Annotated in this window: 10 protein-coding genes; 4 read left to right on the top strand and 6 right to left on the bottom strand. The window is 43.1% G+C overall.

Going from position 1 to position 16,261, the window contains the following annotated elements; translation table 11 throughout:
• Positions 1–19 precede the first annotated feature (19 nt).
• The 3 genes from porU (at position 20) to ispF (ending at position 5,291) form a co-directional block, all read left to right on the top strand.
• On the top strand, positions 20–3,502 hold the full coding sequence (gene porU / locus WCM76_03935) for a type IX secretion system sortase PorU (GenBank protein ID MEI6764766.1): 3,483 nt from the start codon (positions 20–22) through the stop codon (positions 3,500–3,502).
• A 68-nt stretch (positions 3,503–3,570) separates the two neighbouring features.
• Positions 3,571–4,815: a type IX secretion system outer membrane channel protein PorV gene (gene porV / locus WCM76_03930; protein MEI6764765.1), complete on the top strand. Its 1,245-nt coding sequence runs from the start codon at positions 3,571–3,573 to the stop codon at positions 4,813–4,815.
• Entirely contained in the window at positions 4,815–5,291 is a 477-nt protein-coding gene (ispF, locus tag WCM76_03925) for a 2-C-methyl-D-erythritol 2,4-cyclodiphosphate synthase (GenBank protein MEI6764764.1), read from the top strand. The genes porV and ispF overlap by 1 nt, the downstream gene beginning before the upstream one ends.
• A gap of 658 nt (positions 5,292–5,949) precedes the next feature.
• Here ispF and WCM76_03920 read toward each other — a convergent pair.
• From WCM76_03920 to WCM76_03900, 5 genes are all read right to left on the bottom strand, one after another.
• Entirely contained in the window at positions 5,950–7,374 is a 1,425-nt protein-coding gene (locus tag WCM76_03920) for an AAA family ATPase (protein MEI6764763.1), read from the bottom strand.
• A gap of 21 nt (positions 7,375–7,395) precedes the next feature.
• Positions 7,396–9,513 (bottom strand): ComEC/Rec2 family competence protein, encoded by a 2,118-nt coding sequence (locus WCM76_03915; protein ID MEI6764762.1) that lies wholly within the window; start codon positions 9,511–9,513, stop codon positions 7,396–7,398.
• Positions 9,514–9,680: 167 nt separating this feature from the next.
• On the bottom strand, positions 9,681–11,453 hold the full coding sequence (locus WCM76_03910; GenBank protein MEI6764761.1) for a hypothetical protein: 1,773 nt from the start codon (positions 11,451–11,453) through the stop codon (positions 9,681–9,683).
• Positions 11,454–11,570: 117 nt separating this feature from the next.
• Complete coding sequence (locus WCM76_03905; GenBank protein ID MEI6764760.1) at positions 11,571–12,725, bottom strand: SpoIID/LytB domain-containing protein; 1,155 nt, start codon at positions 12,723–12,725, stop codon at positions 11,571–11,573.
• Between the two features lie 94 nt (positions 12,726–12,819).
• The gene (locus tag WCM76_03900; protein ID MEI6764759.1) at positions 12,820–14,058 is read right to left on the bottom strand and encodes a THUMP domain-containing protein; all 1,239 of its coding nucleotides are present in this window, start codon (positions 14,056–14,058) and stop codon (positions 12,820–12,822) included.
• Between the two features lie 99 nt (positions 14,059–14,157).
• Here WCM76_03900 and WCM76_03895 point away from each other — a divergent pair, with 99 nt between their 5' ends.
• Positions 14,158–14,373 (top strand): hypothetical protein, encoded by a 216-nt coding sequence (locus WCM76_03895; GenBank protein ID MEI6764758.1) that lies wholly within the window; start codon positions 14,158–14,160, stop codon positions 14,371–14,373.
• Here the strand turns inward: WCM76_03895 and WCM76_03890 are convergent.
• The gene (locus WCM76_03890) at positions 14,370–16,115 is read right to left on the bottom strand and encodes a YfiR/HmsC family protein (GenBank protein MEI6764757.1); all 1,746 of its coding nucleotides are present in this window, start codon (positions 16,113–16,115) and stop codon (positions 14,370–14,372) included. The genes WCM76_03895 and WCM76_03890 overlap by 4 nt on opposite strands.
• Between the last annotated feature and the right edge of the window lie 146 nt (positions 16,116–16,261).

Raw genomic sequence — 16,261 nt, 5'->3', positions numbered from 1 at the left:
GAACTGTCAAATCTACCCTATGAAGTACGGGAAAACCATACTTAATGTATTGCTTATATTAATCCCTGTGGCGCTCTTTTCGCAGACTCAGCCGATTAAGGGCACGCCCGGATCTTCCATAACTCTGAAACGGACTTGGGCCACAACTTCACTCTTTGCTTCGGGCGATTGGTTTAAAATCTCCATTCCTAGAACCGGCATTTATAAAGTTTCATATTCTGACTTGCAAAGCCTGGGCATGGCGCTTCCGGCGAGTTCGGATAAAATTCGACTGTTTGGAAACGGAGGAGCGATGCTTCCCGAGCTGAATGGTAATTATCAGGCAGATTCCCTGAACGAAATTGCCATTTCCGTTTATGACGGGGGCGATGGCAGTTTTAACAGTCCATCCGATTATTTTATTTTTTATGCGGAAGGAACGGAGCTTTGGAAATACGATTCGGTCAAAACCGTATTTACTCATACGCGTCACGATTATTCTGATGTCTCCGATTATTTTATCACTGCGGGCACACAGGCCGGAAAAAGAGTTGCTGCCTGTCCGGCAGTCGGAATTGCTGCAACTGACACCGTCAGCACATTTAATTACTATGATGTGCATGAACTCGATTCCGTGAATCTTCTCAAATCGGGAAGGCTTTGGCTTGGCGAATGTTTTGCCGAGGATACGGTATTAAATTTAAATTTCAGTGTTCCCGGTATTGTTGATACCTCAAAGGTAAAGATAAGGCTGAGTCTGATGGCCCGCTCTATGGTGAACTCATTGTTTACATGCACAGCCTATGACACAACGGTTCAGGCTATGATTGCCGGTGTTGACCCTAATCTGAACTCCGAATACGCCCATAGTGCTGATTTTATTTTTTCTTGCAAACCGGATACCTCCCTGGCTGCAATAAGCCTGTCGTACCAGAAACCGGATGATGCCTCGCTCGGATGGCTCGATTTTGTTGAGATTAATTGCTTGAAAGCACTTAACTTTACCGGGGGGCAACTTGCTTTTCGCAGAGTCAATACCGGGATTGTGCCGGTGTCAGAATTTCGGCTTAACGGATTTCAGTCGGGACTTCGTGTCTGGAATGTTACGAATGCCGCCAATGCAGCAGAAATATCTTATTCACCAATCGGCAATGAAGCCGTTTTTAAAGCATACACCGATTCATTGCAGCAGTTTGTAGCCTTCGATGGAAGTTTGTTTTACTCTCCGATGCTGCTCGGGAAAATCGCCAATCAGAACCTGCATGGAATGCCGCAGGCCGATCTCATTGTAGTAAGCCATCCCGATTTTCTTGCGCAGGCGAATATACTGGCCGAATATCACCGCAATACTGACGGATTAACTGCTGTGGTTGTAACTCCTGAGCAGATATACAATGAATTTTCGTCGGGAATGCAGGATGTTTCCGCAATCCGTGACTTTGTTCGCATGTTCTACGACCGCGCCGACGGCGATTCCGTTTCAGCGCCCAAATATCTTTTATTGTTTGGCGATGGCTCTTATGATATGAAAAACCGCTTGCCGGGAAACACCAATTTTATTCCTACTTACCAAACTATCAACTCTACAGTGCCTACGGCTTCTTTTGTTTCAGATGATTATTTTGGATTGCTTGAACCGGGTGAAGGACCTAATGTAACCGGCGATGTTGATATCGGAATCGGCCGTTTGCCTACCGAATCTTTGAGTGAAGCAAAAATGCTTGTTGATAAAATATTATCATACGACAGTCAGGTTGATCTTTCGCCCGATGATGCACCGCCTTTTACATTGCCGACGCCGGTTTCCAATTATAGCGACTGGCGAAATACTATTTGTTTTGTAGCTGACGACGAAGATAACAATCTTCACCTTTCGCAGGCCGAAGGACTTATTGGCGCGGCTGATTCCGTTTCTGATGATTTTAATTTTGATAAAATATATCTGGATGCCTTTAAACAGGAGAATACACCGTCGGGAGCCCGTTATCCGGATGTAAATGCTGCCATCCATAACCGTATTGACAAAGGTGCGCTTATTGTGAATTACACCGGTCATGGCAGCGAATCGGGCTGGGCATCCGAAAATGTACTTTCTATTCCCGAGATAGGAGAGTGGAACAATCGCTACAACCTGCCGGCTTTTATAACGGCAACCTGCGAGTTCAGCCGTTTCGACAACCCACTGCGGCGTTCGGCAGGCGAATTCATTTTGCTGAATCCGCATGGAGGCGGGATTGCACTTTTTTCTACTACCCGTGTTGCTTATGCGCATTCCAACGAAGTAATCAACCGCAAAATAATTAAAAGCGCCCTTAACAGCACTGATGGCAATTTCCCGCGAATGGGCGATGCCATTAAGGATGCAAAACGTGCATGCGGCCCCGGTGTTTACATGCAAAATTTTATGCTTTTGGGCGACCCTGCTTTACGATTGGCGTATCCCGATTTAAAAGTCGCAACAACAATGATTGACGGAAATGCAACAGACAGTATTCCGGATTCGCTTTTGTCAGGTCATCAAATTACGGTTCATGGTGCCATCATGGATTATTCGGGGGCAGCAGTAACCAATTTCAATGGCTATGTTTACCCCACGGTATTTGACATCCCGTGCAATTATTTAACCCTTGCCAATGACCCCTGGAGTTCGCACCAGTGGTTCAAAATTCAAAATAAAATTCTTTATAAAGGACGTATCAGTGTTGTAAACGGTGCATTTAGCTTCACTTTTGTTGTGCCCGAAGGAATTTCATTTGGAAGCGGTAATGCACGGATTAGTTATTATGCAAAATCTGCGGGACGCGATGCCCGTGGAGTTTATGAAAAACTTAGTTTTTTCCACGACAGCATCGCAAATGCCGATAATGCAGGTCCCGATATAACGTTGTTTTTGGACAATACGGGATTTAAGTCGGGCGATATTACCGGCGACAGCCCTGTTCTTTTGGCAGGTTTGTATGATACGAATGGTATTGATGCTTACGGCACCGGTCTGGGAAGGGATATCACGGCCGTTCTTGATGAACGATATGAAAGTACGATTGTTTTAAATGATTATTATCGTCCCTCTGCTGATACATGGACCGGCGGAACACTTGCATTCCCATTTTTCAGCCTCTCGTCCGGAAGGCATAAAATAAGGTTGCGCGCATCTGATTTATTGGGTAATACTTCTGAAGCCTTTACGGAATTTATTGTTGCCGATGCGTCTAAACTGGAGCTGGGTAAAATTTATAATTTCCCTAACCCGTTTATTTCATACACCGATTTTTATATAGAACACAATCAAACGCTGGCTCCGCTCGATGTAATTATTACAATATTTGATAGTCAGGGCAGGCCGGTGCGAACTCTTAAAGCCGCTATTGACAACGGCGATAATAAGTTTTTTACCGCACGTTGGGATGGCTCGAATGATTATGGAAGTAACCTTCCGCAAGGTTTATACGTATATAGCGTGAAACTTTTGGATAATCGGGGTGTACACCTCGAAAAATCCGGCAAACTTATTATTTTGAAGTGAGGCACAATATAAATTTACTTTAATCGTTATCTTTGCATTCTGTAAACCTAATTATCTGTTATTCAAAAATGAGAAAAAATATTCTGGCATTCTTCGTAGCGCTGATAGCTGTTGTTCCGGTTTTCGCGCAAGGCTCACAAACTAGCGATATATTAAAAAACAAGGTCAATACTATCACTACTGCCGTCCCATTTCTTATGATTGCCCCCGATGCACGCAGCGGTGCACTTGGTGATGCAGGCGTTTCTTCATCGCCCGACGCGAACTCCATGCATTGGAACCCGTCAAAATATGCTTTTATTGACAAGGATTTTGGTGTGTCAGTTTCATACAGCCCCTGGCTACGCGGTTTGGTGAACGATATTAATCTGGCCTATCTTGGTGTGTATAAAAGAATCAATGAAAGGCAGACACTGGCAGCATCACTGCTGTATTTCTCTCTTGGTAATATCACCTTCACCGATGAGATTGGAAGCACAATAGGCTCATTCAAACCGAACGAATTTGCTGTTGATGCGGCGTATACTTATAAATTCTCCGATAATTTTTCGGGAGGAATAGCGCTCCGTTATATTTATTCAAACCTTACCGGAGGAATTTATGTGGCAGGTGCTGCTTCAAAAGCCGGACAGACCGGTGCTGCCGACGTTTCCGTGTATTATCAGAAACCTTTTAAAATGGGTAAAATGGCATCGAAGTTTGCCTTTGGTGCCAACATTTCTAATATTGGTGCGAAAATATCGTATACCGAAAATCTTGAGCGTGACTTTATTCCTATCAACCTGCGGATTGGTCCGTCGTTTTTGATGAATTTCGATAAATTCAACTCACTTGCCGTGATGGTTGATTTCAACAAACTGTTGGTTCCCTCGCCTCCGGTTTATCAGCTTGACAGTACAGGAAAATATATGTATGATGTTAATGGCAATAAAATAATTGCTCAGGGCAAAGATCCTAATGTGCCTATTGTTACGGGTATGTTGCAGTCGTTTTACGATGCACCGGGTGGCTTCTCTGAAGAACTGAAAGAAATTACCTACTCTGTAGGTCTGGAATATTGGTATGATAAACAATTTTCTGTCAGAGGAGGTTACTTTGCCGAGCATGCTACCAAAGGAAACAGAAAATATTTCACTTTAGGCGCAGGCTTACGCTACAGCGTATTTGGTCTCGACTTCGCATATCTTATTCCTATTGAGCAGCGCAATCCGCTCGAAAACACACTTCGCTTTACGCTCTTGTTCAACTTTGATGCTGTTAAAGGCAACAACAACGGCGATGGCGAAAAGAAGGGGAAAAAATCCAAAGACTAATGCCGATTCGCATCGGGTTCGGGTCTGATACCCACCGGCTTTCCGATAAGCGCGATTTTATTCTTGGTGGAGTGAAAATTCCGCACACTATGGGTTTGCTGGGGCATTCCGATGCCGATGTGCTTATACATGCCATTATTGATGCGCTTTTAGGTGCTGCCGCTTTGGGCGATATAGGCGCGCATTTTCCGGATACCAATCCTGAATATAAAGACATTGACAGTACTGTATTGCTAAGCTATACAGTAAAACTAATCAGTGAAAACGGATATACAATCAATAATGTAGATACCACAGTAACACTGGAAAAGCCGAAACTGGCGGCCTATATTTCTGCCATCAGGCAATCACTTGCAGAGTTGCTGCTGATTCCGTTGGGCAATGTGTCAGTCAAAGCAAAAACTTCTGAAAAGCTCGGCTTTATCGGTCGCGAGGAAGGTGTGACGGCTTACGCCGTGGTGTTGCTGGAAGGTTAACCTTTTCTTGTCTTAGAGGATTTACGTGTAATTACGCCATCATGTTGATTACTTGCCGGAAGCAAGGTATAATGCAGATGAGTACCGTCCTTTTTTGTTTTGCGCACTTTTTCGAAATACCTCGTAAATCCTTGCGATTATGGTATACTTTTTAACTTTGGGAGTTCTGATGCATGAAACGAAGTTATAATATGTTCCTTTCTTTGGCACCACCCAAAGAAAGGAACCGAAAGAAAAGTCTCCGCTGCATAAAAATTTCTGTGAAAGCTACGGTTCATTATCATCACGCAACCCAAGCCGTCCGAAACAGCACAAATGGACTCTATATAATAGAAGTTTTGTGCATTCGGACTTGAGGGTTGCTTACACAGACCCGCCCTTGATAATAAACCTTGTTTCACGTACGAAATTTTTATAATGCGGGTCACGCTATTAAAAAAGTAATCAGCAAAAACTGATTTCCGAAGGAAAATAAAGCGTTTTGGAACTTTTGGGCGCAAAAGTTCAAAGAAAAAAAACACTGTTGGGAAGGCTAGCGTGTTCATGGGCTGTCAACGAAAATTGATCGCAGGCAATGATGTGTAAAGCTATGTAGCTATGGGTGTCCTATTTTGGAACAGAGGAAATGAGTTTCGTAACCATTCACATATGCCTTTTCTTAATCAATAAAAAACAGCTCGTTGAAATTCACAAGATATACCTTTCCCGTTGCACGGGTAAGTGCCGTGTAAAGCCATTGAAGGTATTCGGCATTCAGCATGTCTTCTTTAAAATACCCCTGATCAATAAACACCGTGTTCCATTGTCCGCCCTGAGTTTTATGGCAGGTGAGGGCGTATGAAAATTTTACCTGAAGCGCGTTAAAATAAGGGTTTGTCTTGACCTTTTGTAGACGCTTGAATTTTGATGCAGTGTCTTTGTAATCCTCAAGAACTTCTGCATACAGCCGTCGGTTTTCGGTCCAGGGCAGGGCAGGAGATTCGGATGTTATGGTATCCAGCAGCAGCTTGACTTCAATTTCAGGTTCGTCGGGATAATCAACAAGCCGTGCTGTTACATCGGCAAACTGAAAGCCGTACAAGGTTTCGGTTTTATGGATTCGCATAATCTCCATGATATCACCGTTGGCAATGAAGCCTGCCGCCGATGTTTCCGGCAGCCAGAAATAATTATTCTTCACCACCATGATGAAATCGCCTGCTGCAATATCCGATTCATGAAACAGAACACGCGACCGTATCTCACGATTGAAAAGGTTCGCACGTTTATTGGACCGGCAAATCACCACTGTACCCGATTTGTCATCATTTCCAAATTCAGTATTCAGAAGCTCTTCGAGTTCGGCACCTCCAATCCTGACAATATCCTTGTGTTCGCCAATTCTGAACAAAGGCAAACTGATTTTGTTTTTCTTAATTGCATTACGCAGCAGTGTTGCATTGGCGAGTATTCCCGAATCGGAAGCCTGCCTTACCACATCACTCAATTCAAAAACTCCTGCCGTAAGGTCAAAGGTGCGCTTCATATAGGCATGTTCAAGCGCGGGGCTTTCCTGCTGGCCAACAGGTGGCAATTGTGCCGTGTCACCTACCAGCATCAGGCTGCAGTTCTCGCCACTGAATACGTAATCTATAAGATTCTCAAGTAGGTTATAACTGGCAAATAATTCACCGCCTGATGATTTTGTGTCAGTTGCAATCATAGATGCTTCATCAACAATGAACAGCGCGTTGCGATGCAAATTGAGTTGTCGTGCCATTACTACAGAACCGTCTTTGGCAGTGCTCACCCTGTATATTTTTTTATGTATGGTGAGCGCCTGTTTGCCTGAATATCCGCTGAATACTTTTGCCGCTCTGCCTGTGGGAGCAAGCAGCACCGCTTTTTTCCCGATAAGGTGAATCATATTCACCAGCGCACTCACTATAGTGGTTTTACCGGTGCCGGCATATCCTTTGAGTATGAATACCGGGTTGTGTTTATCTGTTTCCAGGAAGCGTGCGAGGTTGGGTATCAGGGTTTCCTGACCGGGCGTAGGCGTGTAGCTGAACTGTTTTCGTATGAGTGCTTCTGTGCGTTCCATCTATGTGTGCTGAGTGCAAAGTTAAAATTCTGCCACAAATGCACCGGAGTTTATTACGGAATAGCAAGGAACGCTCGCTTTTTTGCATTCGTTTTGCCATTGTCTCGCTTTTTTGTTTGACACAGCGGAGCACAGTATTATGAGGCCTGGCTCATACTGCGCAAGGATTTCATTCATTTTTATATCAATATTGGCTGTGATAAGAAGGTAATCGATTTTTATTTTTTTTGTGTTGGAAGTGCAGCTGTTGAGCAGTGCAATACGCTTGCCGCAGAAATTCAGAAAATTATTTCGGCAGTATATGGGTTCATTATCGGGGAAATTTGTTGTGACTGATTGAAGCGAACGTATTTGTTTTATGCCCCGATGCCAGCGGTTTCCCTGTATGCTGAAATCCTGCTTAGACGGGTCATTGATAAGACCTGTATCGGCTATAAAGTAAGTCGTGTTTCCATGAATAAGATCGGCACCGGCACTTTTAGCGACGCTGTAAACAATCATTGCACGTTGAGTATGGTGAGCATAATTACGCCATGTAAAGGAACACGCCAGACCAATGAATAAAATGAATGTTGCCGCAAGTAGGTTGTTCTTCTTTGACATAAGCCACATGAACAGCAGTACAATGGCGGCATACAGCATTACCATTTCAAAGGTGTTTATTACGAGTCCTCTGGATACCGCGTGCGGAAGGCTTTCCAGGTGGTGAAGCATAGTGTTCATTAACCAAATAAGCCATGACGTAATTTTTCCGAGCCAGGCGGAAAGCCAGGGGAAAAACGAACATCCGACAACGCCCATTCCGCAATATATAATAACTGTTGATAATGGAACAGCAATGAGGTTTGTTGCAAGAAAATAATTCGGAAACTGGTGGAAGTAGAGTAATGCCAGTGGAAACGTGGCGAGCTGCGCGGTAATTGACACCGCAATCAGTGACCAGATTTTTTCAATCAGTTTATATCGTGGTCGCCATAATTTATATATGGGTTCATAGATGGCGACAATACCAATTACGGCGAGGTAGGAGAGCTGAAAGCCTACATCGGTAATGAAATATGGATTTACTATGAGCAGGCACAGAATGGATGCGGCCAGTGTGTTATAAATGTTTGACTGCTGCTGTGTTACCCTGCCAATAATGATAAAACTGAAGGTTGCTGCGGCGCGGAGTATGCAGGGCGAAAGTCCGGTAATCATGGCATAGAACCATATAAATGCCAATAACAGCAAGCCTTTTAGTATTCTCAGGTATTTATTTTTGTCGAGAAAAAAGAGCAACAGATTCATCACCACGAACACAACGCCGACATGCATTCCCGAAACACTCAGAATATGTATGGCACCAGTTCCTGAGTAATCTTTCATCAGCTCAGGGTCGATTTTGTCGGTATAACCAATCAGCAATGCACTGATAACGGCATATTCGCGTCCTGCAAGGTTGTTGTTTTCAAAAATAGAAAGCAGTCTGTCGCGTGCACTGTACGATAATTTATAGATGGGATTCGTGTGCCCACGACTGAGCATGCGCCACTTATTATTACGGATGTAAACCTGATGATACACACCTTTGCGCGCAAGATAGCTTTTGTAGTCGTACTGATAGGGATTTTGCGGCGGGGCAACTTCCTTGAGCGGTGCATCTGCCAAAATGATGTCACCGTATTTCAGCTGTTCAGCCATGCTGTCTTTTGCAACATAAGCGATGGCATTGCACTTGATAACGTGCCATTGAAGTGCTTTTTGCGGACCGTTACTATCGCTTATCGCCAGTAATTCAACCACTGCCTTGCATGATTTTTCCTTTACGGATATCGGCTCTGTTATGCGCATCGCCAAAAAGCGGGATTGCTCGCTGATTTTTTCCGGGAAACCGGCGTTGAATTTAGCGGTGCGCTGCATCGTTATCTCGAATCCGCACAGCAAAAAGAAAATGGTAACTGCAAGGCCGAATATCCAACGCTGTCGATACTGCACCCATTTGTAGGCAAACAATGAAAACAGGCCGCAAAAAAACGCGAGCACAATAAATACCGCAATGTGAATATGAAACGACCTGTCCATGCTTAAAGCGGCACCCACACCGCCGATAAACGGAATGAGCACGCGGAGCAGGGGAAACCTGTTCCAGTGTATCATAGATTCTCTTTTTTGTTGTAAAGATACGTTAATTTAAATTAACGGGCGTTAATATGCATAAGCACGAGAATGTCGGATATTTTCGCTCTTTGTTATTTGAAATAGGGATGGAAGCTGTAATCAGAGTGTCAATACTGCGTTCAATAATAGTTTTAATAAGACTGAAATCAGGGCTTCGGACCGAGGAATTTTATCCGGATATTTTTAAGCACATCATGTTGGTTTTTGGAGCACAGTTTAATCTCAAGTGTTTTTTCTGCTGTATCGTTTATAACCGGAAGCTCGTAATTAAACACGCCGGTTTGCCATTCGCCTGTATTTTTCTCGCAATATGAAATAAAATAGGGGTCGTACCAGTAATAATTTTTTCCGATGGCGGTATCATTAATGCTTACCAGGACTTTGGCATTGTTATCCGCGTCAAATCCATTATCGGCCTTAATTTGTAAAATACTCGCCTTATCAAACTGCGGAAATTCTTTGGATTTAAGTTTGTAAATCAATTTCTCGGTATTGACAGGAGCATCAGCACTGTCGATTCTGATTTCTTTCAACGTCTGAAAAGCGTCGTCGGCAATACTTCTTTTCCACAACCATCCTCTGAACCGTGTGTCTGTCCTTAAAAATACTTTTTTGTATTTTGAATAATCCATTTCATACCAGTGCAGTATGAAAACTTTATACTGGTATGTTTGGATGATGTTTACAGGAATCGTTATCAGGCTGATCAGGGCAATGATTACTTTCATAATTGTTCCTATACCATTGAGAAATATTGCAAACAGAATGAAGAACACCGCGTAAAAGTCGATGTAGGCTCTGAGTCCGAAGCTGGAGCCATAGTACCAGTTGTGCCATGATGCCAGTACATAAGTCAGAATCAGGAAGAATGCCAGCCAGCTCAGAAGCTGATAAAACAGCCGTTTGTATGCCAGCCAGGCGAGACCGAAGAGTGAAATAATCAGTACAGGAGTGTAAACAAACAAGCCTTTCTGGAAACTAAACAGTACGTTGATGATTTCGGGATGTGCGAAGTTAAATCCTTCGCCCTGATAGGAGTATAATATAAAACTTCCCGTTTGTGCGTACCAGGCCAGACACTGAATAAAAACTACGGCAGCAGCTGAAAGAATCCCGATTGCAAGTGCTGCCGGCTTTTTAAATAAACTTCTCATGCCTGCTTTAAATACGGCAGAAGAACCGGCAAGAAAAGGGATGAAGAGTATGATGATAAAGTTAATCTGTCGTAAAATTATGATTAATCCGAGCATCATACAGGCTAAAATAATATCGCGTGCGCTGTGGCTTTTAAAAAATGATTTGACAAAATACGAAAAAACCATTATGGCAAACAAAGAGTAAATATGACTGAATGCCGCGTCATAATTGGCGTAATGTGAAACCCCCGTAGCAAATACTAACAACAATTGCATCAGGGCGATTACCCAGATTTTAATATCAAAGAGTTTCAGTGTTTTCTTTAAGAAGAACAAACTAAGGAAGAGATAAAAAAGGGCAGCTACTCTAACGCCTCGCTGAAACGGCATTTGAAAGCCATCGTTAAAATTTCTTTCTAAGGTAGCTGTTTGACGTGCTGCAATAAAAAATGGCAGCTGCAGCAGTGCGGTTCCACAGGTATACTTATTTACCTTGAAGTTTCCGTAGGGCACGTAACCTCCGAAATTATCGACACGTTTGTACAACAACGGATTTTTATCTGTCGTTGCATTCTTACGGATAAAATCATGATGTATAAAAATGGATGGCAGGTAATCATAATATCCAACGCCGTCGGCATTTATGTTGTTTTCCGGTTTTCCGATATAATTATTAATCACCACCATAAAGCTCACGATAATCATGACTTCAATAAGGATGGTTTTAATAAACGACCATGATTTTTTAAGTATCCGACCCGGAATATTTTTCAGAGGTTTCATATTTTTTTATTGCAAACCGGAATGCGAAGCCTGATTCCGGCATGAGTCTTTGCAATATTACAAATATTCGTTGAGATATGTAACGGGTGTAAAAGGATGAGATTTTATGATGTGGAATTATTTGCCCTGCAGGGATTCGTAGGGAACGATATCCACATCTTTGTAATAAAAACGGATGATGTCGCGGTAGGTATATCCAAGTTGCGACATACGCATGGCGCCTTGTTGGCTCAGTCCAACGCCGTGTCCGTAGCCCCGTCCTTTGAAAACAATTTCGCTGCCCTGTTTTGATATAGAAAAGAAGGTAGAGCGCAATCCAAGGTCGGCGCGAATATTTGCCAATGGAATGCTGTCTTCAAAATAGACCATACGCACGGGTTGCTGGAAGTTGAGTGCTTTACGCTTCATTACCGAGTCGTTCACAGGGTAGTTGTATTTGTGCTGAAGATAATCGAGCCACTCGGTTACGGGTTTTCTCTTTTCCCAATAGGCACCGGGCATTGCAAGTGAAAACGTGTCCTGTACCGAGCGCAGGTAGGAGGTAGGTATTTTCCAAAGGTCTTCTGAATTGATGGTTTGTCCTCCGGAGTTGGAATGGAAGGCTGCCGAAATCATGTTTTTGTCTTTGTCAACGATAACGTCACCGGCGGTTTTGTAGGTTGCAGCAAGTATTTCAACGCTTTTACAACGGCCGGAATATAGCTGGCAATGCACGCTGTCGCACAGATTGAAGCCATCTTTGATGTGCTTTTTCATGTTGTTAAGAGCATACGTACGGCATGTTGTTGACTGTACCAAAAAAAACTCTGCGTCTTTGGCTGAGCCCCCGCCTTCGCTCTGAACCACGCCCGATACGTAACCTTCGAGTTCGCAGTGATTGATGATGAGAAATGCGCCGTTTACTACGCTTACGCGGATGTCATCATCATAGGTACGTTCTTTGGCAGTGGTATTGAGTGGTTTGATTTTGATGGCGTTAATCATTCCGTCGCCTGTAATGGCGATGGATGTGAATTTTCCCAATGTTTCGCCATTTCTGATAACGGCAACTTTTTCACTATCAGCTTTCAGTGTAACGGATCCTGTTTTAAGAACATCGGCTATTCGTGTGTCGTTTTCGAATAAGACATATTTACCGATTATAGGTGTAATCGTGAGGGATGTGATGCGGAATCCTGTGTATATCTTTACATCCAGAAAGGTTTCCTGCGCTTTTGAAATGTTGCAAATAATAACAAGCAGTAATGCGGCAATAAACGGGATTCTTTTCATCAGTTCATGCGTATTCGTGGCACACGAAGCGCCGTTAGTAAGAGTGACAAATATAAATAAAATCTGTAGAGTGAATCAAAAATTGATGTCGGTTCTATTCCTGACCCAATTCTTCAGTTTGACCTTCACCTTCAGTTGATTCAGTGGATTCTGGCAATGCCGCTTCATTATACTTAGTTTTTTTGCTTCCTTCGTAAACAGAAAAACATGCGTACCGGCATTCGAGCGGACCGTTGTAAAGGGTCATTTTTTTTGTTGGTTTCAGACCAAGAAATTTAAATGCATCGAGCCCTGATGAAATAATCCATGCATCATAGCCGTTGCATTTTTTCTTCAGAGTGTCGCCCATGCTTTGGTACAGCGCAACCAGATCTTCTTCCTGCATACGTTCGCCATAAGGCGGATTGGTAACAATGATACCGGGTCCTTCAGGGAAGTCGAAATCGGCCATGGCCGTGTGATGCAGTTCAATGTCGCGGTGAAGCCGTGCATTTGAAATATTCTTTATAGCGTTGTCAAGAGCCGGTTGTGAGTTGTCGGAACCGTGTATTTCGCAATCGCTTTCGCAGATTTTCGCATTTTCTTCGTCCACTATTTTTTCCCAGAGCTCTTTGTCGAAGTCGTTCCAGTTCATGAATCCGAAGCTGCTGCGATAATAACCTGCAGGAATTTTCTGGGCTATCATGGCCGCTTCGGTAACCAGCGTACCTGATCCGCACATGGGGTCAAAGAAGTTACACTGTCCGTGCCATCCGGTGAACATTATCAATGCGGCACCCAATGCTTCGCTGATGGGAGCGGGGCCTTGTGCAATGCGGTAGCCGCGTTTATGCAGCGATTCGCCTGAACTGTCGATTGACAGGGTTACCTTGTTGGCTGCCAGATGCAGGTTGATGCGGATATCGGGATGGTTGGTGTCAACCGAGGGACGCTTTCCGCAATTATCGCGGAAATGGTCGGCAATAGCGTCTTTCGCTTTAAGGGAAACATACAGGGAATGCGTTAGCACTGACTCATGTACAAAGGAATCGATGGCAAAGGTCTGCTCCAGTGAAAATATTTTTTCCCATGCCAGACTGTATATCTGTTTGTAAAGGTCTTCTTCGGTTTCAATATCAAAAATAAAAATAGGTTTGAGAATGCGAAGAGCTGTACGACAGGTGTAATTTGCCCGGTAAAGGTGCTCGGTAGTGCCGCTGAAGGCAACCGCACGTTTCAGGATTCTAATGTCTGTTGCGCCTGTAGCGGCGAGTTCGCCGGCAAGCAGTTCTTCTGTTCCGGCAAAGGTTTTAGCGATGAATTCCGTAGTGGTATCAGTTATAATGTTGTTCAATGTGATAGTTTTTGCAAAGATAGACTGAATTTACGAAGCGGAAAAGGTGAAGGTTGAAATAAAAATTTCGCTATTTTTGTATCGAAAATATACGTGTCCATGAGAAAACTGTTTTTTTTAGCATTTACCGTTCTGGCTGTAACTGTGCTGGTTTCGTGTAAAAATGATTGTAAAAATTGCCGTTGGGTAACATACGAAGACGGTGTGAAAATCAGCGAGGACAGTCCTGCAGAGTATTGTGGCTCACAGTTGAATAATGTTGACGGACAAACTGCTACTGTGGGGAATCGTACCACCGTAATGGTGTGTAACTAACGTTTTCCGCGAAGAAAGTACATATTCATCATTCCTTTTCCTTTTACGTGAAGACCTTCACGCTTTTCCATAATGAATGCGTCTTTTATTATGCTGTAAGTTGGTTCAGATACATTTATCATCATAGGTTCTGAGTGGCTTTCCATGCGTGATGCCGTGTTGATAGTGTCGCCGAATACGTCGTAAATATATTTTTTAACGCCCACAACGCCCCCTACAACATCACCGGAATGAACACCAATGCGCACCTTCCATTTTATTTCCGAAGTTTCATTCCGGTGGTTCAGATAGTCCAGAATATCCATGGCAGCTTGCGTCATTCGCTCGGCGTGACGCGGGTTTTCGACCGGCATTCCACAAACGGCGAGGTATGCATCGCCTATTGTTTTTATGCGTTCGCAACCGTTTGTTTCCATGATATTGTCAAAGGCGGTAAATAACTCATTCAACTCGTCTATGAGGCGCTGAGGGCCGTATCCTGATGAAACTTTTGTAAATCCGACAATATCGGTAAACATTACGGATACATTATGAAACACTTGTGGGTCGGTGCGCCCCTTCATTTTCAAATCGTTGGCCACACGCACCGGCAGAATATTCAGCAGCAACCGGTCTGATTTATCTTTTTCAAGCTCAATGGCAGCATTTTGCGCCACAATAAGCCTGTTTTTCACCTCAAGTTCTCTGTGCGCCTGTTTTTTAATGCGGTATGCACGCCAAATAAAGTATCCGAGTATAATTATTAAAACAAGCAATGTGATAAATAACGCCAGCGCGAGGCTTTGAATATGAATCCGTTCAAGCTGCTGAACCATGGCTGTTTTTTGGTCCTGAATTTTTAATTCCTGACCGGAAATTTCATCAACCTGCTGTTTCAGAATGTTTTTTTGTGCGTCAATTTCCTGATTCTGCGAATCAAGTACCAGTGTTTTATTGCGTAATACTTTTTGCTGTTCAGAAATGTCGGTAACCAGCGAGTACAGTCTGTTTTTCTGAAAAAGTATATCGTTGTTCTGCTGGTCTATTCTGCTTTGTTTTTCAACAATCTCATCATTCATTCCCTTAATCTGACGCACCTTTTCATCAATTTCAGCTTTTTGTTTTTCGATTGTTGCCTGTTGTTCCTCAACAATCTGTTTTTCTTTTTGCAGTGCCTGATCGGTCTTCTCGTAAAGTGCTTCCCAATCGGAAGGTGTATTTACAGAAAGAGCCAGAAGTGCCGGTATTACTGTTAAATCCTCTTCGTATAAGCGGTCTTCATTAATTTCAAAACGCTTCTTTCCATCAGACATTATGAAGTTAATCATTGATTTATGATATTCATAGTTTTCGCTGATGAGCAAGGTGCTTGTTCCTTTGATAACTCTGAGCACCTTGTCTATATCATAATTACTTTCCTTATTCAGGTAAAGCGCCTGCACGGGTATTATTTCCGAATAACTGGTGAATAGCAATATCTTCACAGGCTTACCGTTTATTTTTACCCGATTCGCCAATTTTTCCAATTCATATACAAGGGCTGAATCTCTTGCCAGCACGGCAAATTTCATGGTGTCTATTTCATATGCTTCTGGCCAGGTAACGTATCTTGTAATATCGAAAATATATTCCGCCCGGGATTTATTGTCAAAGCTGTTCTGGGCATTGCCTGTTTTCATGGACAATACCCATGCAGCAGCAAAAAGAATGAAAACGGAAATACGAAAAATGTGCTTGCCCACTGCTGTTATTTTGAACCGCAAACCTACATCATTTTTTTGTAAAATTCAAAGAATGCCACCATTAGCAGCATGAAAAGAAGTTACAAAAAGTAATTTATGAAATTTGTTTCTGACCATTGCGTATTAGCAAGCTGATATGCATTCTTTTTTACTATTTTTGTTCGGTT

Source organism: Bacteroidota bacterium (assembly GCA_037133915.1).
Lineage (GTDB): Bacteria > Bacteroidota > Bacteroidia > Bacteroidales > CAIWKO01 > JBAXND01.
The sequence above is the reverse complement of the archived record's forward strand: the minus strand, read 5'-3'. Positions and strand labels throughout refer to the sequence as shown.